The organism is Azospirillum sp. RU38E (genome assembly GCF_900188385.1).
GTDB lineage: Bacteria > Pseudomonadota > Alphaproteobacteria > Azospirillales > Azospirillaceae > Niveispirillum.
The window spans coordinates 142,664-165,488 of record NZ_FZOI01000008.1; the positions used below are offsets into that span (position 1 = coordinate 142,664).

Annotated in this window: 20 protein-coding genes; 13 read left to right on the plus strand and 7 right to left on the minus strand. The window is 63.4% G+C overall.

The annotated features are described in order from the left end of the window. Positions 1-329 precede the first annotated feature (329 nt). Positions 330-3,044, minus strand: a complete 2,715-nt coding sequence (locus tag CHB97_RS15070; RefSeq protein WP_089288804.1) for a bifunctional acetate--CoA ligase family protein/GNAT family N-acetyltransferase — start codon at positions 3,042-3,044, stop codon at positions 330-332. A 353-nt stretch (positions 3,045-3,397) separates the two neighbouring features. Between CHB97_RS15070 and CHB97_RS15075 the strand changes: the two genes are divergently transcribed. Next, on the plus strand, positions 3,398-3,640 hold the full coding sequence (locus tag CHB97_RS15075) for a hypothetical protein (RefSeq protein ID WP_089288805.1): 243 nt from the start codon (positions 3,398-3,400) through the stop codon (positions 3,638-3,640). 68 nt (positions 3,641-3,708) lie between these two features. Further along, complete coding sequence (locus CHB97_RS15080; RefSeq protein ID WP_089288806.1) at positions 3,709-5,124, plus strand: DegQ family serine endoprotease; 1,416 nt, start codon at positions 3,709-3,711, stop codon at positions 5,122-5,124. 159 nt (positions 5,125-5,283) lie between these two features. Here the strand turns inward: CHB97_RS15080 and CHB97_RS15085 are convergent, their stop codons facing one another. Continuing rightward, positions 5,284-6,216 carry an alpha/beta fold hydrolase gene (locus tag CHB97_RS15085; protein ID WP_244559555.1) on the minus strand — a complete coding sequence of 311 codons (933 nt, stop codon included), beginning with the start codon at positions 6,214-6,216 and terminating at the stop codon, positions 5,284-5,286. 150 nt (positions 6,217-6,366) lie between these two features. Then, entirely contained in the window at positions 6,367-7,422 is a 1,056-nt protein-coding gene (locus CHB97_RS15090; protein ID WP_244559556.1) for a Fe(3+) ABC transporter substrate-binding protein, read from the minus strand. Between the two features lie 340 nt (positions 7,423-7,762). On the opposite strand from CHB97_RS15090, the gene CHB97_RS15095 reads away from it, so the two are divergent. The 3 genes from CHB97_RS15095 to CHB97_RS15105 all read left to right on the plus strand — a co-directional run bounded on the left by CHB97_RS15095 (position 7,763) and on the right by CHB97_RS15105 (position 10,866). After that, on the plus strand, positions 7,763-9,040 hold the full coding sequence (locus tag CHB97_RS15095) for a DUF898 family protein (protein ID WP_089288807.1): 1,278 nt from the start codon (positions 7,763-7,765) through the stop codon (positions 9,038-9,040). Between the two features lie 13 nt (positions 9,041-9,053). Next, on the plus strand, positions 9,054-10,172 hold the full coding sequence (locus CHB97_RS15100) for a M48 family metallopeptidase (RefSeq protein ID WP_089288808.1): 1,119 nt from the start codon (positions 9,054-9,056) through the stop codon (positions 10,170-10,172). A 97-nt stretch (positions 10,173-10,269) separates the two neighbouring features. Then, the gene (locus CHB97_RS15105; RefSeq protein ID WP_089288809.1) at positions 10,270-10,866 is read left to right on the plus strand and encodes a hypothetical protein; all 597 of its coding nucleotides are present in this window, start codon (positions 10,270-10,272) and stop codon (positions 10,864-10,866) included. A 163-nt stretch (positions 10,867-11,029) separates the two neighbouring features. Here the strand turns inward: CHB97_RS15105 and CHB97_RS15110 are convergent, their stop codons facing one another. Then, complete coding sequence (locus CHB97_RS15110; protein ID WP_160105893.1) at positions 11,030-13,060, minus strand: TonB-dependent siderophore receptor; 2,031 nt, start codon at positions 13,058-13,060, stop codon at positions 11,030-11,032. 766 nt (positions 13,061-13,826) lie between these two features. Next, positions 13,827-14,195, minus strand: coding sequence for a hypothetical protein (locus tag CHB97_RS15115; protein ID WP_089288811.1), 369 nt, complete (start codon positions 14,193-14,195; stop codon positions 13,827-13,829). A 246-nt stretch (positions 14,196-14,441) separates the two neighbouring features. Between CHB97_RS15115 and CHB97_RS15120 the strand changes: the two genes are divergently transcribed. The 6 genes from CHB97_RS15120 (at position 14,442) to CHB97_RS15140 (ending at position 18,867) form a co-directional block, all read left to right on the plus strand. Then, entirely contained in the window at positions 14,442-14,822 is a 381-nt protein-coding gene (locus CHB97_RS15120; protein ID WP_089288812.1) for a group III truncated hemoglobin, read from the plus strand. 74 nt (positions 14,823-14,896) lie between these two features. Continuing rightward, positions 14,897-15,319, plus strand: coding sequence for a hypothetical protein (locus CHB97_RS15125; protein WP_143270933.1), 423 nt, complete (start codon positions 14,897-14,899; stop codon positions 15,317-15,319). 125 nt (positions 15,320-15,444) lie between these two features. After that, the gene (locus CHB97_RS26430) at positions 15,445-15,603 is read left to right on the plus strand and encodes a hypothetical protein (RefSeq protein WP_153202703.1); all 159 of its coding nucleotides are present in this window, start codon (positions 15,445-15,447) and stop codon (positions 15,601-15,603) included. Positions 15,604-15,842: 239 nt separating this feature from the next. After that, a complete protein-coding gene (gene hslV / locus CHB97_RS15130; RefSeq protein ID WP_089288814.1) occupies positions 15,843-16,400 on the plus strand; it encodes an ATP-dependent protease subunit HslV in 558 nt (185 codons plus the stop codon). Positions 16,401-16,404: 4 nt separating this feature from the next. Further along, complete coding sequence (gene hslU / locus CHB97_RS15135) at positions 16,405-17,727, plus strand: ATP-dependent protease ATPase subunit HslU (protein WP_089288815.1); 1,323 nt, start codon at positions 16,405-16,407, stop codon at positions 17,725-17,727. Between the two features lie 63 nt (positions 17,728-17,790). After that, positions 17,791-18,867 (plus strand): serine hydrolase, encoded by a 1,077-nt coding sequence (locus tag CHB97_RS15140; RefSeq protein WP_089288816.1) that lies wholly within the window; start codon positions 17,791-17,793, stop codon positions 18,865-18,867. A 383-nt stretch (positions 18,868-19,250) separates the two neighbouring features. Here CHB97_RS15140 and CHB97_RS15145 read toward each other — a convergent pair whose 3' ends face one another. Together CHB97_RS15145 and CHB97_RS15150 are read right to left on the minus strand one after the other, a co-directional pair. Beyond that, positions 19,251-19,610 carry a hypothetical protein gene (locus tag CHB97_RS15145; RefSeq protein ID WP_089288817.1) on the minus strand — a complete coding sequence of 120 codons (360 nt, stop codon included), beginning with the start codon at positions 19,608-19,610 and terminating at the stop codon, positions 19,251-19,253. Positions 19,611-19,653: 43 nt separating this feature from the next. Then, on the minus strand, positions 19,654-21,219 hold the full coding sequence (locus CHB97_RS15150) for a S8 family serine peptidase (RefSeq protein ID WP_089288818.1): 1,566 nt from the start codon (positions 21,217-21,219) through the stop codon (positions 19,654-19,656). A gap of 214 nt (positions 21,220-21,433) precedes the next feature. Between CHB97_RS15150 and CHB97_RS15155 the strand changes: the two genes are divergently transcribed. Both CHB97_RS15155 and CHB97_RS15160 read left to right on the plus strand, forming a co-directional pair. Next, entirely contained in the window at positions 21,434-21,826 is a 393-nt protein-coding gene (locus tag CHB97_RS15155) for a DUF350 domain-containing protein (RefSeq protein WP_089288819.1), read from the plus strand. 121 nt (positions 21,827-21,947) lie between these two features. Beyond that, entirely contained in the window at positions 21,948-22,814 is an 867-nt protein-coding gene (locus CHB97_RS15160; RefSeq protein ID WP_089288820.1) for a hypothetical protein, read from the plus strand. Positions 22,815-22,825 lie beyond the last annotated feature (11 nt).

Below are 22,825 nucleotides of genomic sequence, written 5' to 3' on the forward strand. Positions count from 1 at the left end.
TTGGATGATGCCATTGATGGAGGGTGAGGGGGAGGGGGCGTTTATTCCCCGCAAGGTTCCAGCTTAAGCGCTTTTCATGACTATTTCCGCCTTTTCAACCGTCACCCCAGCGCAGGCTCATCGGCACTAACCTAACCCCTTGGAATAACGTGCCTTCCCCGCGCAAGCGGGGATCCAGGGGCCACCAGTATCAACGCTTCGGTGCCTTTGGCCCCTGGACCCCCGCTTGCGCGGGGGAGGCAGGGAGGGGGCAAAAGGTTAACTTAGCGCCCATAGGCGCAGGCAGGGGTGACGGGAGAGAACGGTGGGAACCGATGAGACACCCCCCCTCACACCCCCTGCAATTTCACGCTCACCTCAACAATCCCATGGTCATCGGGATTGTCATGGGCGGTAAAGCCCAGTTCACGGCAGAGACCCAGCATGGAGACATTTTCCCGCAGCACCTCCCCGAACACTTCATGGATGCCGCGATCCTTGGCATAGGCCAGGATTTCCCGCATCAGCAACGATCCCAGCCCCTTGCCCTTCATGTCGCTGCGCACCAGCACAGCATATTCGGCCCGTTCATGGTTGGGATCGGCGGTGATGCGCACCACGCCATAGACAGGGCCCTTGCCATCGGCATCCATCATGCCGGTGGGCACAGCAACCAGGGCCATTTCACGGTCATAATCGATCTGCGTCAGCCGGGCGGCCATCTGGTGCGACAGGCGGCGCAGCGGCGCGAAGAAGCGCAGGCGCAAATCCTCTACACTGGTATGAGAGACCTGATCATGGATCAGCGGCTCATCCTCCGGCCGGATCGGCCGGATCAGGAATTCCTGCCCGTCGCGCAGCGTCACCTTATGTTCCAGCCGCTTGGGATAGGCCCGGATGGCCAGCCGGTGGCGGGCCTGTTCGGTGACCGGCACCACGCGGATGCGGGCATCCAGCGCCAGAATGCCCGTTTCATCGGCAAAGAGCGGGTTGATATCCAGCTCTGAAATTTCCGGGAAATCGATCACCAGCTGGCTGATCTTGGTCAGCGACAGGGCGATGGCATCCAGGTCCGCCGCCGGGCGATTGCGATAGCCTTTCAACAGCTTATAGACGCGGGTGCGGGCCATCACCTCATGCGCCAGGTTCAGGTTCAGCGGCGCCAGGGTCAGCGCCTTGTCGCCCACCACCTCCACCGAGGTGCCGCCGGCACCGAACAGGATGACGGGGCCAAACAGGCTGTCATCCACCATGCCGACGATCAGTTCATGCGCACCGGGCCGGTGCGCCATTTCCTGCACGGTGAAACCTTCGATGCGGGCCTCCGGATAGGCGCTGCGCACCCGTTCCAGCATGGCCTCTGCCTCCGCCCAGACCTGGGCCGGCAGCAGGTTCAGCGCCACGCCGCCGACATCGGATTTGTGGGTGATGTCTTGCGACAGGATTTTCAGGGCGATGCGCCCGCCCAGCCGCTTGGCGGCGCGTTCCGCCTCCGCCGGGCTGGTGGCGATCACCGTCTGCACGCAGGGGATGCCATAGGCGCGCAAGACCTCCTTCGCCTCATATTCCGACAGCCAGGGCCTTCCTTCCTTCAGCGCGGCATCGATGGGGGCACGGGCGGCCACCATATCCACATCAAACTGTTCCGGCACGCTGGTCGGCGTTTCCATCAGCAGTTCCTGGTTGCGCTGATAGCGCACCAGATGCAGGAAGGCCGTCACCGCCTGGTTGGGCGTGTGGTAATTGGGGATGCGCGCCACATCGAACAGCTTGCGGGCCGGGGCCGCCTGCTGTTCGCCCAGCCAGTTGGTCAGGATCGGCACCTTGCGGTCGCCGCCGCCCCGCTGGTTGCGCGCCTGCACGGCGGCCACCACAGCCTGGGCGGCATCGCGCCCATCGGCCACCGCCGTCGGGCAGTTCAGCACCAGCACGGCATCACAGCCGCGATCATCCATCAGGATGTTCAGCGCATCGGCGTACCGTTTTCCATCGGCGTCACCGATGATGTCCACCGGGTTGCCATGGCTCCAGGTGGCCGGCAGCACCTTATTCAGCTTTTCCAGCGTTTCCGGCGACAATTGCGCCAGCTTGCCGCCGCCATCGATCAGCGCATCGGTGGCCAGCACGCCGACACCGCCGCCATTGGTCAGGATGGCCAGCCGGTCGCCCTTGATATGCACGCCGGTGGCCAGCGTCTCCACGGCGGAGAACAGCTCGTCCAGCTCCCCCACCCGCAACATGCCGGCGCGGCGGAAGGCGGCATCATAAACGGCATCGGCCCCGGCCAGCGCACCGGTATGCGAGGAGGCGGCGCGCGAGCCTTCCTCGCTGCGGCCGGCCTTGATGACGATCACCGGCTTGGAGCGGGCGGCGGCACGCGCCGCCGACATGAATTTACGCGCACTGGTGATGGCTTCCACATAGAGCAGGATGGCGCGCACCCCGGCATCCTGGGCCAGATAATCCAACATGTCGCCGAAATCCACGTCTGACATGGCGCCCAGCGAGATCAGGTGCGAAAAGCCGATGCCGCGCGGCGTGGCCCAATCCACCACCGAGGTGACGATGGCACCGGACTGGGCCACCAGCGCGATATCCCCCTTCAGCGGCGGCACATGGCAGAAACTGGCATTCAGCCCCTGGCCCGGCACCATGATGCCCAGGCAGTTCGGCCCGATGACGCGCAGCAGATGCGGGCGGGCGGCATCCAGCACGGCCTGCTGCAGCTTGCGCCCTTCCTCCCCCATCTCCCCGAAACCGGCGGTGATGACGACGGCGGCCTTGGTGCCGCGCGCCCCCAACTCGGCGATCAGGCCTGGCACGGTGGCGGGCGGGGTGGCGATGACGGCCAGATCGGGCACCACTGGCAGGTCGGACACGGATTTATAGGCCAGCACGCCTTCGATGCTGGCTTCACGCGGGTTCACCGGCATGACAGGGCCGTCGAACCCGGCATTGAACAGGTTGCGGGCAATCACCTTGCCCACTGACCGGTCCCGCCGGCTGGCCCCGATCAGGGCGACAGAGGTCGGCTTGAACAGCCGGTCCAGGTTGCGGATCGTCATCGGGCGTTCCTTCTCGCTGGCTCAACCCATCGTCTGGTCACGACGCTGCGGGTGATGCTGACAGATCATGGCCGCACCATAAACCCCGCCAATGGTAAGGCGATGACATGGGTCAATCCCTTGGTTGGTTTGTTTTGCTACCGGGTGTTCGGTCGATGAATATTTTGTGACCTTGATCTCTCTGCCCGCCGCTGCACATCAGCTGCTGTCACCTGGCACCCTGGTTGGCATCGCGCTGGAAGACCGGCCATTGGCCCCAAGGTCGCCGATGCCAGCCCGGCATCGCATCACGCTTGGCGGCAATGGGCAAGGGGCCTAGGATGGGGGTCTTCTTTCCTGACGGGAAAACAAAGATGAATGCGTTGCTGAAGTCCGTTGCTGCGCTGGCTGCGCTGTCGATGCTGGCCGGCTGCATGGCCGCCCCCGCCAAGCGGGAGGTCTCCAACGGTCTCGATCCGCGTCGCGCCTGTATTGCGCAATGCAACCGCGATAACAATGTCTGCATGGATCAGCAATCGGCCCAGAGCCGGAAGACAGATTTCGGCATGGGGGCCACCTGCAGCGCGGAGCTGCAAGCCTGTCTGGCCCGTTGCTGAGCGGCATTGTCCCCGCCCCTTAACCCCCGTCGCCACGGGTGCGGATCTTTGGGAATTCGACGCGCATCATGACCCATAAAGCCCTTCGTCTGGCGGCCCTGCCGCTGCTGGCCCTGTCCTTGTCCCTGCCCATCCCGGCGCTGGCGCAGGATCGCGCCCCGCCCGCCAACCGGGCCGAAATCACCCTGTCCTTTGCCCCGCTGGTAAAACAGGCCAGCCCGGCCGTGGTGAATATCTATACCAAGCGGCGGGTGCAGACGCAGGTATCGCCGCTGCTGCAAGACCCGCTGTTCCAGCGCTTCTTCGGGGAGGCGTTTCGCGGCATCCCGCGTGAACGGGTGGAAAGCTCCCTGGGGTCGGGCGTCATTCTGGAATCCGACGGGCTGATCGTCACCAATGCCCATGTTATCCAGGGCAGTGACGAGATCACCGTGGTGCTGGCCGATCGGCGGGAATTCCCGGCCAAGATCGTGGCCTCGGATGAAAAGGTCGATCTGGCCGTGCTGCGCATCGATCCGGGCAAGGAAAAGCTGCCCGTGCTGGCCATGCATGACAGCGACGATCTGGAGGTGGGCGATCTGGTGCTGGCCATCGGCAACCCGTTCGGCGTCGGCCAGACGGTGACCAGCGGCATCGTTTCGGCCGTGGCGCGCACGGCCGTGGGCATCTCCGACTATAATTTCTTCATCCAGACCGATGCGGCCATCAATCCCGGCAATTCCGGCGGGGCGCTGATCTCCATGGATGGCAAGCTGGTCGGCATCAATTCCGCCATCTATAGCCGGTCGGGTGGTTCCATCGGCATCGGCTTTGCCATCCCCGCCAATATGGTGCGCACGGTGGTGGATGCGGTGCGCGGCGGCGGCAAGCTGGTACGGCCCTGGATCGGGGCTGGCGGGCAGGCCGTCACCAGCGATATTGCCGCCAGCCTGGGGCTTTCCCGCCCGGCCGGCGTGCTGATCAATCAGGTGCGCAAGGGCGGCCCGGCCGATCAGGCCGGGCTGAAGGTGGGCGATGTGGTGACGGCGGTGAATGGCCGCGGCGTGGATGATCCGGATTCCATGCGCTATCGCGTTGCCACCCTGGCGGTGGGCGGCAATACCAGCCTGACCGTGCTGCGCCAGGGCAAGGAACAGAGCCTCAGCCTGCGCCTGATCGGCCCGCCGGAAACCCCGGCGCGGGATGAAACGGTGGTGACCGGCCGCAACCCGCTGGCCGGCGCCAAGGTGGCCAACCTGAACCCGGCCCTGGTGGAGGAAATCCGCTTCGAAGGCGCATCCGACGGGGTGGTGGTGCTGGATGTGGCGCGCGGTTCGGCCGCCGCCGGGCTGGGCCTGCGGCCGGGCGACTTGCTGCTGCGGGTCAATGATCAGGACATCAACAGCGTGCGTGACCTGACCGGTGCGGTGAATGGCCAGACCCGGCGCTGGACCATCAGCGTCCGGCGCGGCGACCAGACGCTGACCACGACAGTGGGTGGTTAAAGATACCAAGCAGGGGTGAGTTTCACTCACCCCTGCTTGGTTGGCGCGTTGAGCGCCCGCGCACCCATGTGCGCGCAAGCCAAGCCGCCGGATGGCGGCGCCCGGCGCTGAGGGATGCCTTGATCAGAACCACAGGTTCTGATCAAGGGGGATGGGTAACTATTCCGCCAGGAAGGCCCGCACCGCCGGCAGGGTGGTGGCCGGGTCTTCCTCCTGCGGCATGTGGCCCAAGCCGGGGAAGCTGACCAGCCGGCTGTTTGGCAGGGCGGCCTGGAATTTGGCCGGCGTGGTGGCGAAGGCGACCAGCCAGTCCTTTTCCCCCCAGACCAGCAGGGTGGGTGCCTGGATGCTGCGCAGCCGGTCGGTCGGGTCTTCGATGCGATAGGCGCGGACACGGTCCAGCCCGGCCTGCCGCACGCCGGGCGAAAGCCAGCTTTCATAATAGCGGTCCACCGCCTCCGGCCCGAAGCGGGACGGATCGCCATAAAGCGGCGACAGGGTCAGCCGCACCGTCTGCTTGTTCAGGATATAGGGCCGCAGCTTGGCGGCGGCTGGCGGTTCCACCGTCTGGCCGAAACCGATGCCGGGCAGCGGATAGCCGCCGGGGGCGACCAGCACCAGCTTTTCCACCCGGTCCGGATGAGCGGCGGCGAAGGTCCAGGCGATCTGGCCCCCCAGCGAATTGCCGATCAGGCTGGCCCGCTGCACGCCCAGTGCATCCAGCAGGGCCAGCAACTGGGCGGCATCGCGTTCCGGCCCATAGGTGCCGGCCGGGTCCGGCCCGGTCAGCCCATGGCCGGCCAGATCATAACGGATGACCCGGTAATCCCGCGACAGGTCGGCCGCCCAGCCGTCCCAGCTTTGCAGCTGCGAGGCGTTGCCATGGATCATCACCAGCACCGGCGCGCCCGCCGGCCCTTCCTGGCGGACATGAAAGCGCATATCGCCGACGGTGACGAAATCCTGCGGCCCCCTGCTGAACCGCGCCTCCGCCGCCCCGCGCGACCGGTCGGGCGTATAGAGCCACACCACCAGCCCGCCCAGCGCCAGCAGAACCAGCGCCAGCAGACCCAACAAAATCCGCCCCAGCATCACATCCCCCCATGGCTTTCCTGATTGCCCGCCAGGGTACGGGTGAAGCGGCGAAGATGAAAGGTGAATTATGGTTCAGGTTGGTGATGTGCCCATGAAAAAGGGGCGGTACCCGCGGCACCGCCCCTCCTCCACATCAACCTCTGGCGCTTACTTCCAGCCGGCGCGGTCCATGATCTTCAGTGCTTCGGCATTGTTGCGGCCATAGATGGCGGCGTTCAGCCCATCGCGCTTGAAATCGCCCCAGGCGGCGACCACCGGATGGGCCGGGATGCCGGCCACCACCGGATATTCATAATTGGCCTCAGCGAAAATCTTCTGGGCTTCCGGCGTTGCGAGGAATTCCAGGAACGTTACAGCCGCTTCCTTATGCGGGGCGTATTTCACCACCCCGGCACCGGAGATATTCACATGCGTGCCGCGATCCCCCTGGTTGGGGAAGAACACGGCCACCTTCTGCGCCAGTTCCCGTTCCTTGGGATTGCTGGAATTGACCAGCCGGCCGAAATAATAAGTGTTGGAGATGGCGATATCGCCCTCCCCCGCCTGCACGGCCTTAATCTGGTCGATATCGCCACCCTGCGGCGGGCGGGCGAAATTGGCCACCAGCCCCTTGGCCCAGGCTTCCGTCTTCTCAGGCCCATGGGCGGCCAGGATGGAACCGGTCAGCGACTGGTTATAGACGTTGGTGGAACTGCGGACCAGGATGCGGCCCTTCCATTTCGGATCAGCCAGATCCTCATAGCTGGACAGGTCCGACGGCTTCACCGCCGCCTTGTTATAGATGATGACGCGGGCGCGGGCCGAGAGGCCGAACCAGTAGCCATCCGGTTCCCGATAGGCGGCGGGAATTGCCTTTTCCAGCAAAGCACTCTTGATCGGCTGCAGCACACCGGCATCCTGGGCCCGCCACAGGCGACCGGCATCGACGGCCAGCAGGATATCGGCCGGGCTGTTGCGCCCCTCGGCCTTCAGCCGCTCGATCAGCTCATCGTCCTTGCCCTCGATGACATTGACCAGGATGCCGGTCTTCTTCTCGAACGCGGCATAGATCAGCTTGTCGGCATCATAGTGACGGGAGGAATAGATGTTCACTTCCTGCTGCTGCGCCAGGGCGGTGCCGGCCGTGGCGGCCAGCAGCGTGCTGCCCAGCATCATGCCGCCCAACAGGCGGTTGAAGGCGCGGCGGGACTGGAATGCCATCATCTTGCTCCTGCGTCACAATATCCTCTGCAACGATATGTCGGGTGATGCAGCAGCGCTGTCAAGACAGGAATGCGACCAATTCGCAAATGCGACCTCACCGTTCCAACAGACCACGTGCCATCCGATACAGCCACTTGGTTTAAGCTGGACGGGCAATATGCAACCGGTAAAAATCACGGCATCAATAACCGCTTGATACCAAGGGGTATGTCCCATGCCCCGCGTTGGCCAAGGCAGCGGATGCCGCCGCCCGGCACTTGAGGGAACAGGTAAATCCCAAGCGCCATGATCCATGGCACCTGGGAGGGCATAACAGGCCATTGCAATAACGGGGTGTTGCATGACGATCAGTCAGGAAAGCGGGGATTGGGGGGAGCCGGTACCCGCAGCGGGGGATGGCGGGGTACGGCAATCGGCGCGGATCGCGGTGGCGGTGAACCGCAGCGCCCTGTTCGCGCTGGCGCTGAAGAACCTGCTTTTTACCATCCTCACCATCGGCTTTTACCGGTTCTGGGCCCGCACCCATGTGCGCCGCCGGCTTTGGGGTTCCGTCGCCATCCTGGGGCAACCGCTGGCCTATACCGGCCGGGCCAAGGAACTGTTTGTCGGCTTTCTGCTGGCGCTGGTCATCCTGCTGCCGGCCTTCGGCCTGATCGGTCTGGTCGGCACGCTGGTGCCTCCCACCTCTGTCGGGGCGCAGATGCTGTTCCAGGGGGGTGTCTTCCTGGTGCTGGGCGTGCTGGGGGTGATGGCGCTCTATTTCGCGCGGCGCTATCTGCTGACCCGCACGGTCTGGCGCGGCATCCATGCCGGGCAGGCCGGGCGGCTGGGCCGCTTCATGGCGGTGCATATCGGCTATTATCTGCTGCTGGTGCCGACATTGGGGCTGCTGAACCCCTGGGTGCAGGCGCGACTTTATAATTACCGGACCAACATCACCTTTTATGGCACGCAGGGTTTCACGGCCGATGCCAGCAGCCGGGGGCTGTGGCTGCGCTGGCTGCTCTGCTGGGCGCTGGCCCTGCTGGCCTATGCTCTGTTCTTCTATGGCTATTGGCCGGTGATGGAATGGGCGAAATCCCTGCCGGAATGGCAGACCGCCGGGCTGCCACCCCCGCCCCAGCCGATGCCGCTGTTCCTGCCCATGGGGCTGGGCATCGCGCTGACGCCGCTGGTCGCCATCGCCTATGCCTTCTACAATGCGGCCCGGCTGGCCCGCTTCACCGCCGCCACCCGGCTGGGGGAGATAAGCTTCAGCTTCCCCGTCTCCCCCTGGCGGCTGCTGCTGATCCCGCTGGTGGCCGGGCTGATCATGATCGGCATTCTCTTTGCCGCCGGTATGCTGACGGGGTTGATCGCGGCCGGTGCCATGGCGGCAGCCGGCAAAGTATCCACAACCCTGTTCATGAGTGTGATCCCGATCATCATCTTCCTGCTGGCCTTTGCCAGCATCAGCATCGTCAACCTTGTCTGGACGACGGTGGAATATATGAAACTGGTCGCCCGTTATCTGCTGATCGACAATATCCAGGCGGCGGAGGATATCCTGAACCGGGGGATGCCGGCCCCCCGCCGGGGCGAAGGGTTGGCCGACGCACTGGGGGACGTCGGTATCTGACGGGTTGGGCAGAATGGGACGGGCGATGCTGGAAGCCTTTTACGAGGATCGGGTCAGCCGCCGGCTGGTGCCGGTGGAACTGAGCCTGGATGGCGGGATGCTGCGCATCGCCCAGCCCGGCGGGCGGGAGCTGGACCGCTGGAACCCGCGTGACGTGGCCGCCCTGCCCGCCGATTCGGACGGGCGGCCCCGCTTTGCCCTGGCGGTGGATGCCCATGCCGCCCTGCTGGTCCCCGATGCCGCCCGCTTTACCGCGCTGTTGCAGCAGGCGGGCGGCCGTTCCCGAAAGGCGCATCGCCGCCGGCGGGAGGTGCCGATCCTGATCTGGATCGGCGGGGCGACGGCATCCACCCTGCTGCTGGCCTTTTTTGTGCTGCCCATGCTAGCCAGCATCCTGGCCCCGATGATCCCCGACGGGGTGCAGCGGCGGTTGGGCGATCAGGTGGCGGATGTGGCCACCATGCTGTTGACCCAATCCACCGTGGCGCGGGAATGTGTGGACCCGGCGGGCAAGCAGGCGCTGGACAAGCTGCGCGCCCTGCTGCCGCAAAGCGGGGTGCCGGATTTTCGCCTGCGCGTCATCAAGGTGGAGTTGCCCAACGCCTTTGCCGTGCCCGGCCATATTGTGGTGACCGACGGCATCCTGAAAATCTCCCCCTCCCCCGAAGCGGCCTTGGCGGTGACGGGGCATGAGCTGGGCCATATCGTCTATGGCCATTCCATGGAACGGGTAATGCGCTATACCCTGACCTCCACCCTGGTCTCGCTGGTGATCGGTGATTTCGGCGGCGGCTTCATGGCCGTCGCCGTGGGGCGGATGGTGGAGGCCGGGTTCAGCCAGGACCAGGAACGCCAGGCCGATGCCTATGCCGCGCAATTGCTGCACCAGGATGGCTACAGCGCCCGCAGCATGGCCATGCTGTTTGAGAAGATGCGCGCCCGGATCGGCGATGAAGGCAAGTTTGAAAGCTGGCTGGGCAGCCACCCGCAGCTGTCTGAACGCATCACCACCCTGCGCGCCCAGCCCGAACCACAGCCCCCAGCGGCGGAACCGGCACTGACGGCACGGGAATGGCGGGCGCTGCAAGGCATCTGCGCCACCCTGTCCAAAACGCCTGAGAAAGAAAAATAACCATCCCGCTTTTTGTCTCCAGCCTCCCCATTTGGCCCATTGTAATTAAGAATGATTCGCAATAGATTATCACCAGCCAATCCGGAGGAGGCAGGCGATGAATGAGCAGGTGGCATGGTGGCCGGACCTTGTGGCGATCGGCCCGGCGTTGGGGTCCGGCAGTCCGGCGGAAAGCGGCAGTGGGGCGGAGATCCATGTGCTGCGCGCCCGCCAGCTGGCCGACCGCATCGACGGCACCACCGTCTTCTCCCTCTCCCGGCCGGAACAGCTGCTGCTCTGGTCGGCGCGGCGTTGGCGCCATGGTCGCTTCCGCTGGGATCAGGTGGAGGCAGAGTTCAAGCGTCTGCTGGCATGCTGCTGGGCCGATGCCCTGCTGGGCTGGGAGGATGCGCTGGAACAGCTGCACCAATATCCCAGCAGCCGGCCGGAAATCGGCAATGGCTGTATCAGCACATTAAGCCGTGATGAACGCGCGCTGCTGACCCTGATGGCCGGGCTGCAGCGGCCCCGGCTGGTGCTGGGCGACCTGTTGCTGGCCCGGCTGGCCACGCCCGGTATGCGGGCCGAGCTGGTAGCCACCCTGCGCGCCGTGGCCACCAGCTTCGCCATGGGCGGCCAGTGCCTGCCGCTGCGGGGCCCTGCCCCCACGGCTTGCCCACACTCCCCCCTGCCCCCGCTGCGGCTGGTGCAGTAATACCAACCCGCCTAAAGGTTGACCTTAAGGCGGGTTGGAGGCCGGCGACTGCCGGCCCGCGGGCCCGTGCCCGCGTAAGCCAAGGGCGTGGATGCGCCCGCCCGGCGCCTGAGGGAACGCAAAATCTCTCTTGATCAGGACCGATCAAGAGAGATTGACGCTATCAGAAATGCCAGCCGGCCCGCACGTACCAGAAGCCACCATTATAGCCGAAGGGCGAGGCATCGATATATTGGTTGCCATTGCCGGGCAGGCCGGTGAAACGGTCGATTGAGCGCAAATCCTTGCCCTGGGTACGGGTCTTGACGGCGTTGGTCAGATATTGCAGCCGGTTAAGCTCATTGGCGTTCGACACGCCCAGGGCCGCCAGGGCTGCCCGGTCCTTGTCGGTGACGACAAAGGCCTGCGACATGCCCAGCCGGTCGCGGATGGTGATGTTGTAATAATCAACCGTCAGGTTGACGCCTGAACCGGGGGTGAGGACGATACCACCGGTAAGGTTGACCGATTTTTCCGGCTTCACCGGCACCGCGCCATAATAGATCGCCGCCGGATTATCCACCGCGAAGGTACCGGTCTGCACCGGGGTGGTGCTGCCGGCGACAAAGCTCAGCACCACATTATTGACACTGGTCTGGCCCGGTGTGGGGGCGTGGAAGCCGGTGCTGGCGGCACCGCGCACCGCAATGACAGGGGAAAGGTTATAGCGCGCCGATCCCTTGACATTGGTGGTCGAACCGAACGTGTTGAAATCCTCGTAGCGGGCGGCGGCGCCGAGGGTGAAATCCTCCGTCACCTCGGTTTCCAGATCAATATAGCCGGCATAGGAGCGCCGCGAACTGGACCCCGCATTGTCCGGCCCATACCCGGTGATCCCGTTGGAGCCGACGGAGCTGACGACGGTGAAGGTCGAATTGTCGGGCCGCTGTACCACCTGGCGAGCATAGGGCCCCGCATTCCAGGCGGCCTTGTCACCCAGGCTCACCTCATAGGTATCCCGGCGATATTCTGCGCCCACGGCGACATTCAGCGGGCTGGCCAGCCCGATTTCCATCGGATAGCTGGCATCGGCATTCAGGGTAAGCTCCCGCTGCTGCAACTTGCCGATATAGAAGCTCGTCGGGCTGTCCGGCCCATAGGATGGGTTGACCGTGTTCTTCAGGAAATAGCGCATCTGGTTCTGTCCGTAACTGGCGGACAGGTCATAGCTCAGTTTTCCAGCATTGCCGCGATAGCCCACCGTTTCCGACACATCTTCAATCTTGCCGGTGAAGATCGGCGTGAAGCCGGCCGGGAACAGCTGGGTATAATTGAAGGTCGGGCCGGCTGCGTTGCGATTGCCATTGGGCAGCTGGGCCAGATAATAGGTCACCCCGAACAGGGCTGTCCGGGCGAAGTTGGTGGTATCGAACGACTGGCGATAATTGAAATTCTGGCTACCTTCGCTGTTGCCGTAATTGCCGAAGAAATAAAGATCGCCATCGCCCAGATTGATGCCGCCATTGATGAAGATGCGCTTGGCCTCAATCGCCGTCTTGCCCCATTTCTGCACCGGATTGGGGATGTTCAGATCGGGCCGGGCCTGGGAAAGCTGCAGGGCGCCGGGGCGTTGGGTGCCCCGGCTGGTTTCACCGCTGTCCGTATATTCGGCGCTGACATTCAGAAAGCCCTTGTCACCCAGCGCGAAGCCGCCATTGAGGGCAACCTGATAGTCCCGGCCATCCCCTTCATAATATTGGCCATAGCGGGCCTGACCGGTAAAACCGGAATCGGCCTTCTTCAAGGCGATATTGATCACGCCGGCGATGGCATCGGAACCATATTGCGCCGAGGCCCCGTCGCGCAGCACCTCCACCCGGTCAATGGCGATGGCCGGGATCTGCGAGAGATCCACCGCCTGGCTCAACAGTGACAGGGCGCTGACATCGATATTCACCAGGGACGAGCGGTGCCGCCGCTTGCTGTTGACCAGCACAAGCGTCTGATCGGGCGGTAGACCCCGCATATTGGGGGGGCGAACGAAGGAAGAGCCCTGCGAAATCGATGCCTGCGGGACGCTGAAGGCCGGAATGACATTCTGGAACAGGGCGTTGGTGTCAGACGAGCCCTGGCGGGTCAAATCTTCTGCGGTGAAAACATCAATGGGGGTGACCGATTGGGTAACGGTGCGGTTGTCGCGCCGGGTGCCGGTCACAATGATCTCTTCCAGAAGAATATCTTCTGATTTTTGGGCAATAGCCTGCGTTTTTTCTTGTGCGTAAGCGGAATCGTTTAAAGATGGAAAAAATAAAAATACACATTTCGATGACATTAGGACGTGTTTTGCAGTATTTTCATTTACCGGTCCCCTGTTGATTTTGATATACGCCAATTATTATTATTTCATCACGGAAATAAATTTGATGATATTTATGTTTTGGCGCTTTGAAAGCATACGCCTTGGATGCTTCATAAAATTGCGTTGTTTTGCCTACAGACGGCATTAGAGCGGATCGCGGAAAAGCGGAATCGCTTTGGAGCGTGAATCCGCTCGCTGAACAAGGACTTAGAGCCGGGTGCGTTTCCGTTTAAACGCACCCGGCTCTAAACGCCAAAACAGGGGCGACACTGCGCACACCATGCCAGATCGATAGATTCTTTTGTGAAAACAGGGCCGCTGCTGTTGGCTGTTGCAGCAGGGTGGGGCCAAAAAAAAAGCCCGCGCCTGGGAACCAGGGCGGGCCTTAAGTCTTGGCAGTTGGATCCTGTAAAATAATGACAGGACGTGGAAATGAATGCGCTGATTTTTAAGGGGCGTCAACAGTAAAAACGATATTTTTTTAAGAAAAAATACCATCTTTACTTACAATAAAGCAAAATAAACCCGTTGCTGGACTTGTTTGCAGCATCAGATTGACATGGATGGATTTCGGGTGTGCCGGGTCGCACGCATCTGCCAGGGGGCGATACGGGATACCGGGTTAAACGGTCGGGGGGCCGGTGGGCCAGGGGGTGGTCAGGTCGCTGGCGCTGGGCGGCGGGGCGCCGCCAATGGTCAGCGCGATGATGCGGCGGCGCAGCGGGCAGTTAAGGCCCGGTTCCGCCGGCAGACCATCATTGCCGGCATCATCGCTGAAGGAGGTGGGGGGCGGTGCCTCCGCAGCGGACAAGGCCGCCAGGGGCAGGGCGTCATCATCATCCTGAACGGGGGGCGCCGCCGGATCAAAGGCGGTGACGGCTGTCACCATCTGCTGGATCACGGGCGCAGCAGTCGCCTCCCCGCTGTTGGTGGGGACCAGCAGCAGGACAGACAGGCTCAGCAGCAGGATCAGCAGCCGATGGATGCACACGGCGCGATGACAACTCCCCGTCGGTGGAGGATAGGGTTCATCCTCTCCCCAGATCATGGTCATGGAATCGGGCCAAGGTCCAGCGGCCAAGCCATGCCGTCGGTATATGGGCGCCATCAGGGTCGCTGCCAAGCACCCTCATATCCTTATCACAAGGAGCGGCCGGGGGTTTTTTCATCCGCGCCGGTCGGTGCGGATGGTATAGCAGCGGGGTGATCCCTTTCTCCTTACCACCGGCCCTGCCCCATGCCCTATGACATCATCGATGATGAAAGCATCGCCGCCCTGATCGTGGAATTTTACGGGGAGGCGCGGCGTGACCCGGTGCTGGGGCCGATCTTTCTGCGCATGGTGGGGGAGGAGGATGCCGCCTGGGCCTTGCATCTGCGCAAGGTGCATGATTTCTGGTCCTCGGTGATGCTGGCCACCGCCCGCTATGATGGCCGGCCGATGCAGGCCCATGCCATGATCGAGGGGCTGGGGCCTGCCCATTTCGCCCGCTGGCTGGTGCTGTTCGGCATGGTGGCCGACCGGCTGTTCACCCCCGATGCCGCCGCCGCCTTCCGCGCCAAGGCCGACAAGATGGCCTTGGCGCTGCAGAACGGCATCGCCCTTGCGCGGGGCTAGGCGGATGATTATCTGGGGGTGAGCATTTTGCCCTGCCTGCGCATTGACCGTTTTGTCCCTTAAGGCCCGTGATCGTGACCCTGTCCGCCCCGTCCGCCGCTGACCGGCTTTCCGCGCCTCTGGCGCGGTGGCTGCGCCATGGGCCGGAGCGGGCAAAGGCGGCGCTGCTGCTGTTGCTGCTGGCCCTGGCTGGCGGCTTGGGGCTGGGCGGCCTGCCGGGGGCGGAGGCGGAACGGGCAGGCACCAGCGCCAACAGCAGTGCCAGCCGCAGCAGCGTTCCCCCGGCATTGCTGGCCGTTGCCACGGTGGCGGAACAGGCGGCACCAACACCTGCCGGTACCGGCGGTGGCGCGATGCTGCCCCCGGCGTCCCCCGCCCTGCCACCCCCGGCCTTCGCCGGGTTGCTGTTGCTGGGCCTGGGCGTCTGCTGGGTGGGCCGTTCCATCCGCACCGGCCCCCGCCAGCCGACCGGCCCGCCCTGGGCATTTTCCCACTGAACCTGCTTCATCGGCACCCGCCGGCCGGGTGCCTGCGCTATCGGGCGGCCATCACCGACCTTGCACCCCGCGCCCTGTGAGCGCGCGTGGCCATGGGCCGCCCCTGTTCGGGAAAGTGTTTGACCATGAAGAAGTCGTTTTTCATCTATGGCGGCGCCATTGCCACGGCCCTGGGCGTGATGAGTGTCAACCGTCGCTGGGGTGGCTTTCTGTTGCTGATGACCTTGATCGCCTGGTTCCTGCACAGCGTTTTCGCCAGCACGGGCGATCAGCAGCGCCTGTAACCAGCCGTCTAACTTTTCGCTTTCCTCAGTCGCCGGCGCTGCATCCGCAGCTTGGCTGCGCGCCACGAGGCGCGCGGCGGCAGTCGCCGCCGAAGCTGTTTTCGGGCAGCCGAAAACAGCTTTAATGACCGGCGGTTGCTGCCTGCAACCGCCGGTTTGCGTTTCTGCCTTCTTGACGCGGCGCGCCCACTGCCCACATAGCAGGGACCGTTTTCGTTCAGGCAGGCAGCACCCAAGCGATGAGCCAATCTTCCTCCCATGATCCGATCCAGTGGCACGGCACCACCATTCTTTCCGTCCGCAAGGGCGGTACGGTGGTGATTGCCGGCGATGGCCAGGTTTCCATGGGCCAGACCGTGATGAAGTCCAACGCCCGCAAGGTGCGCCGTCTGGCCGGTGGCTCGGTGATGGCCGGTTTTGCCGGCGCCACCGCCGATGCCTTTGCCCTGTTCGAACGGCTGGAAGCCAAGCTGGAACAGCATCCGGGCCAGTTGACCCGTGCGGCGGTGGAAATGGCCAAGGACTGGCGCACCGACCGTTACCTGCGCCGGCTGGAAGCCCTGATGGCTGTGGCAGACAAGGATGTTTCCCTGATCATCACCGGCAATGGCGATGTGCTGGAGCCGGAGGATGGCATTATCGGCATCGGTTCCGGCGGTTCTTATGCGCTGGCCGCCGCCCGCGCCCTGATCGATATTGACGGGCTGGACGCGGAAACCATCGCCCGGCGCGCCATGAAGGTGGCCGGCGATATCTGCGTCTATACCAACCATTCCGTCACGCTGGAGAAGATGTGACATCATGAGCAACACGACCGCCTTCTCCCCGCGTGAGATCGTATCCGAACTGGACCGCTATATTGTCGGCCAGAACGAGGCCAAGCGCGCGGTCGCCATCGCGCTGCGCAACCGCTGGCGCCGCCAGCAGCTGGATGCCGGCCTGAAGGATGAGGTTCTGCCCAAGAACATCCTGATGATCGGCCCCACCGGTGTCGGCAAGACGGAAATCGCCCGCCGTCTGGCCAAGCTGGCCAATGCGCCGTTCCTGAAGATCGAGGCCACCAAATTCACCGAGGTCGGCTATGTCGGCCGCGATGTGGAACAGATCGTCCGCGATCTGGTGGAGGTTGCCATCGGCCTGTCCCGCACGCGCCTACGCAAGGAAGTGGCGGCCAAGGCCGAACTGGCGGCGGAAGAGCGGGTGCTGGATGCGCTGGTGGGCAATGGCGCATCCCCCGACACCCGCGCCAAGTTCCGCAAGATGCTGCGCGAAGGCAGCCTGAACGACAAGGAAATCGAGATTCAGGTGGCCGACAATGCCATGCCGGGGATGCCCAGCTTTGAGGTGCCGGGGATGCCGGGCGCTCAGATGGGCATGGTCAATCTGGGCGATATTTTCGGCAAGGCGTTTGGCGGCGGCCGCACCAAGACCCGCAAGATGAGCGTGTCGGAAAGCTACGATCTGCTGATGGCGGAGGAGAGCGACAAGCTGCTGGATAATGAGAAGGTGACGGCCGACGCCATCCATGCGGTGGAACAGAACGGCATCGTCTTCCTGGACGAGGTGGACAAGATCTGCGCCCGCAGCGAGGCGCGCGGCGGCGACGTCTCCCGCGAAGGCGTGCAGCGCGACCTGCTGCCGCTGATCGAGGGTACGACGGTGGCCACCAAGCATGGGCCGGTGAAGACCGACCATATCCTGTTCATCGCGTCCGGCGCCTTCCACATTGCCAAGCCCAGCGACCTGCTGCCGGAGCTGCAGGGCCGCCTGCCCATCCGCGTCAACCTGACCCCGCTGACCCAGGCCGATTTCCGCCGCATCCTGACGGAGCCGGAAGCCAGCCTGATCAAGCAATATGTGGCGCTGATGAAGACCGAGGAGGTGGATCTCGTCTTCGCTGACGAGGCCATCGACGAGCTGGCCCGGCTGGCGGCGGAGATCAACCGCACGGTGGAAAATATCGGCGCCCGCCGGCTGCATACGGTGCTGGAACGGCTGCTGGAGGAGATCAGCTTCTCCGCCACCGAAAAGGGCGGCCAGACCATCACCATCGATGCCGCCTATGTACGCGAACAGCTGGACGGGCTGGCGCAGAATACCGACCTGTCGAAGTTCATTCTGTAAAGGGAACCCGGCCTTCCCCCGTATCAGGGCCAGCGGTTTGATCCTGATACGGGGGGAATATTCATGGAACAGGCAGCCATCGCATCCAGCCTGCTGGATCGCCGCCGCCTGTTGGCGCAGGCGGCGGCGCTTGGCGTGCTGCTGGTGGCCGGGCGGCCCCGCCCCCTGCGGGCTGCCGCAGCGCCCCCGCCGGTGGACCTGCAGGATATCACCGCCCTGATCGAGGCGGCGATGCAGCGCCATGGGCTGGACGGGGTGGCGGCCGTGGCGCTGCATCACGGTCAGACGCTCTATCGTGGCTATTTCGGCAATATCGGCCCGGCCACCCCGGTGCCGGTGGCCTCGGCCAGCAAATGGGTGGCCGGGCTGCTGGTGATGTCCTTCGTGACAGAAGGCCGGCTGCGCCTGGACCTGACGCTGGGGGAGGCCGGCATTGCCCCGCACGGCACCCCGGCCGCCGCCATCACGCTGGCTCAGTTGATGAGCCATACGTCCGGCCTACCCACGCCCGGGCCCTGGCGGCTGGACCGGCGCTATGCCAAGCCGGCCGACGCCGCCCGCGCCGTGCCCGGCCTGGACCTATCCGGCACGCCGGGCACTGTCTTCGCCTATGGTGGCCTGTCCATGCAGGTCGCGGGCTTTCTGGTGGAACAGGCCGGCGGGGCGGATTGGAACAGCCTGTTCCGCCGCCGCATCGCCGATCCGCTGGGCCTGACACAAGCCTGCCGCTGGGGCGACAAATGGGGGATCGGCGGCGGGCTGGTCGCCACGCCGGATGATTATGAACGCATCCTGTGCCTGATCATGGCCAGGGGGGTGAGCCCGGCGGGGCGCCGTATCCTGCCGGAAAGCGCCTTCGCCGCCATGGAGCGCAACCTGTCGGCTGGCGCCAAGCGGCTCAGCCAACCCGATGCGGCGGCGTTGCTGGCCGGTTATGGTGTGGGCCTGTGGTGCGAGACGGCGGCGGAAGATGGTTCCTGCCCTATCATTTCCAGCCCCGGCGCCTTTGGCACCTATCCCCGCATCGACCGCCCGCGCGATCTGACCATCCTGCTGGTGGTAAAGGACCAGTTGCGGCGGCTGGTAGCGGATTGGCGCGGCGTGATGACGGCCATGACGGCGGTAGCGGATACCCGTTGAGCCGGTATAGGGGGCGGCTTTCTCCCAATACGCTTGTCAGAATTTAGAGCCGGGTGCGTTTAAACGGAAACGCACCCGGCTCTAATTCCTTGTTCAGCGAGCGGATTCACGCTCCAAAGCGATTCCGCTTTTCCGCGATCCGCTCTCATGATACCTCCCCCTAAAGGTTGACCTTTATGGGGGGCGAAGGCTGGCAACCGCCAGCTCAGCACCCTCATGGGCGCGTAAGCCAAGCTGCCGGAGGCAGCGCCCGGCGCATCAGGGAACGCGAAATCTCCCTGGATCGGTCACGATCAAGGGAGATTAGTATAAAATGTAAAGGCTTGATGATCGGTCAGGATCACCAAGCCTTTAATTTAGGTGGGGCTTGTCAGGAACGGATATTAGACCACCAGCGTCGAGGCGGCGCCCCCATTAGGAACCACCTCAATCTCGCCGCTTTCCAGCGGAGAGTTGTCAGTCTCCAACATCTGTTGCCAAATTTTTGCTTCCGCGGCCAGAATGGCAGCCTGCATCCCATCCAGTGCATTGACAATACGCACCCCAGGCGTCGCGCTCAGTCGTTGCAAGAGCGGCTGCTTGGCTTCACGATAAAACTGCTTGGCCAAGGCCCGACGTTCAGGACCAGGGCGAACCGCCGCAAGGCGAACCGCATCCGGTTGAGCGTTCCACGACAGGATAAGGGCGATTTCCTCACGGGGATCGCTGTTCTTGATCGCCACGCGAGCGGGCATCGTCAGCATGGCCGACTCCACTTGAATCCACGAAAGAGTCCCTAAAGTACCCCTAGAGACCAGATAGGTCAAGACGATAGAACGATCCCCTGGGCGATTTCACAATAGGAACCGTCATATTCTTCAGCTGTGACTTCAAACTATGTGGATCGATTATGGTTGTACTCTGACTAGCCAAGTATTCTTTTTCCAGAAGCAATGCCGCCGCACCTGCAACTAGCGGTGCTGCCATTGACGTTCCGCTGCTCTTTCGGTAGGAAGCGCTGCTGCCATCCGCACTGATGATATCGACCCCTGGGGCATAGATGCCGGGTTTGCCCGCCCCATTCCAGCAGCTGAAATCAGCGGGTTGATCGGCTAGGTCCGTTGCTCCTACCCCCTTGACGTCCGGAAGAATGGCCGGGCTATGGACGGACCCCGGCACACCACTCCCATCGTTGCCGCTCGCCGCGATCGTCAATATGGAAGAGTTCTCCACGGCTGTTTGAATCAGGTTTTCAATTTTGGCTTTTGTCGAGGCCTCGGGCCCCCCGGGGGGATAATCTCCTAGGGTCAGAGACATATTAATGAGATGAACATCTTCGTCGATCAGCCAGTTCAACCCGGCGAGGATCTGCGCCAAACTGCCGCTGGCACCGGAACCGACTTTCTTTGTCAGGACAGCCGCGACGAAAAGTTCAGATTTTGGGGCCACTCCAATGATACCGCCTCCCGCCAGGGCGGCCACATGGGAGCCATGACCGTGATGATCATGCGCCTGAATTTGTGACAGCTCTCCCCCCAGTTGATCGAATTCCCGGTAGCGAATCGCGCGCCCTTGAAATTCCGGATGCTGGGCATTGATGCCGGTATCGAGAATCCCGAGCTTGACGCCCTTCCCCGTGAGGCCACGCGCCTTGGCGTGGGGGTGATTGATGACATCCAGGTGCCATGGCTTGGGGGGATATTTTACCAGGAACTTGGTTTTCTCCGCCCCCGCGGCTTGTCCATCGCTCCGTCTGTCTGCCCTCCCGTTGATGGGCGTGATCAGATGAACCTCCTGATTTGACAGCACGGAAGCTCCAGCTTCGCGCAGTTTTTGGCGCAAATTGTCCGTCAATCCGGACATTAACACCGCGCCGACCTGTTCCAGGGGCTCCATTGACGCAACCGGAGGGCGAGGATTGTTGGCTGCTGCCGGACGTGGCTTGCCGGGCGTGACAGCGGTGCCAGCCTTCGCCAGATGGAGGCGCACCTGATGGCCCAATGCGTCATGAATGAAGCCGCGCAATGACTTTCGATCCGGCTTGTTCCTGCGCAACAAACGCGTTTCCACGCCTGCGGCGGCCATGGCGACGGCACGGCTATCCAATGCCGGGATGACAATCCAGATATCCTCGGGGGCTACACGGGGAGCGTTGGCCGGTTGAACCGGAAAGGCATCCCGCGGAAAGCGCCGCAGCCATTCTTTGCGCGCGCGTCGCATTAGGCGGCGGCGTTCCCGGCGGGCACCGGTACTGGTTCCTTGTCGGGCCCAGCGCGTACGCAACTGCTCAACAAGTGATGTCGCAGTCTCGATATTGGAGTTTGGATGAGTACCGCGCGAAACCCTCTTGAGTGCCTTCCATAAATGAGACATCAAGCCGCTCCATATTTTGAGTTTATATATGAATTTTACAGTTTTGATTTTCCGTCAACAAAAAAGTGTTTTCATGCCATATTTTTCTCTTTACAAGAGTATTCGTTCAAAAGCAGGGCGCTCCGGTCAGTTCAAACTTGCACCCGCGCTGCGTTTGGCTACGCTCTCCAGCGCAAATGAACCGGAAACGCGCCGCGCCAGGAGCCTGCCTGCCATGCTGCAAACCCTTCCCCTCTATTTCACCTTCCTCGGCACCTCTGTGGCGCTGCTGGCGGTGGCGGTGACCATCTACATGATGATCACCCCCTATCGGGAGATCGCCTTGATCCGCCAGGGCAATACCGCCGCCGCGGTCAGCCTGGGCGGCACCGTCATCGGCATGGCCATCGCCCTGTTCTCCATCGCATCGGGTACCTATGCGGTGCTGGACCTGTTGATGTGGGGCGCGGTGGCCCTTGTCTGTCAGCTGGCGGTGTTTGGTATCGTCTGCCTGAAGCTGCCCGGTTTCCGCCAGGGGATCGAAGAAGACCGGCTGGGCTATGGCATCACGCTGGCCACCTTCTCCATCGCCATGGGCATCCTCAATGCCGGTGCGCTCTCGGTGTGATCCCGCCAACGGTATTTTTCACTAACCTTGGTGTGGTTTACCCCTTTTGCGCGGATTGGCGGCTTCCCACATCTGCTCCATCCGATACCGCATTCGCGTCTTCATTCAGGAGTTGTCAGCAATGATGCAGTTCTTCCGCACGCTGTTGGGCGTCAAGGGTGAGAAGGTTGGCCGGCAGATCGTGGATGCACTGGTCGAACTGGACCCCAAGAGTGCCTCCACCGCCCAGTTGCGGGTGATGGAAACCGACCTGGACAAGGCCGGCAAGCTGCTGGCCAATCTGCGGGTGGAGCTGCAGCGCGAACGCAAGGAAGCCTTGGAAGCGCGGGAGAATTATAACCGCCGTCTGGCCGCCGCCGAACATCTCAACAGCCTGTTGGCCGGCACCACCGATGAGGTGAAGCGCGCCAGCCTGGAATCCAGCCTGGCCAATCTTTTGACCCAGTTGGAAACGCTGGAAAGCGAAGTGCTGATCGAGGAACGGGAGGCCGATGAGGCCGAGGCGCTGGTGGCGGAGGCCGAACAGGCCTACCGTGAGAAGGCCAAGATGCTGACGGAGGCCAAATCCGCCCTGACCAAGGCCGAACGCGACATGGAACGTGCCAAGATCCAGGAAGAGCGGGAGAAGGAACGCGCCAACCGCGCCGCCCAGGTGGCCGGCCTGCGCGGGGAGGGTGAGGGCTCCAAGCTGACCGTGGCGGTGGACGCCATGCAGCGCCGGGCCCAGCAGGCCCGCACCAATGCCGAAGCCGCCCGCATGAAGGCCCAGGCCCTGACCGACCTGTCCAACCGGACCAGCGAAAATATGGGCGATGCCAATATCGAAGCCGCATTGAAGGCCGTGGGCAACAGCAGCGGTGCCGGTGGTGCCTCTGTTCAGGAACGTTTGGCCCGCCTGTCCGGCAAGCCGGCGGCCCTGGCTGCCCCGGCACCGGCCGCTGCCCCGGCCGATCCTGCCGCATTGCCCTGGCCCGGCAAACAGGGCTGAGCCCGTCTCCG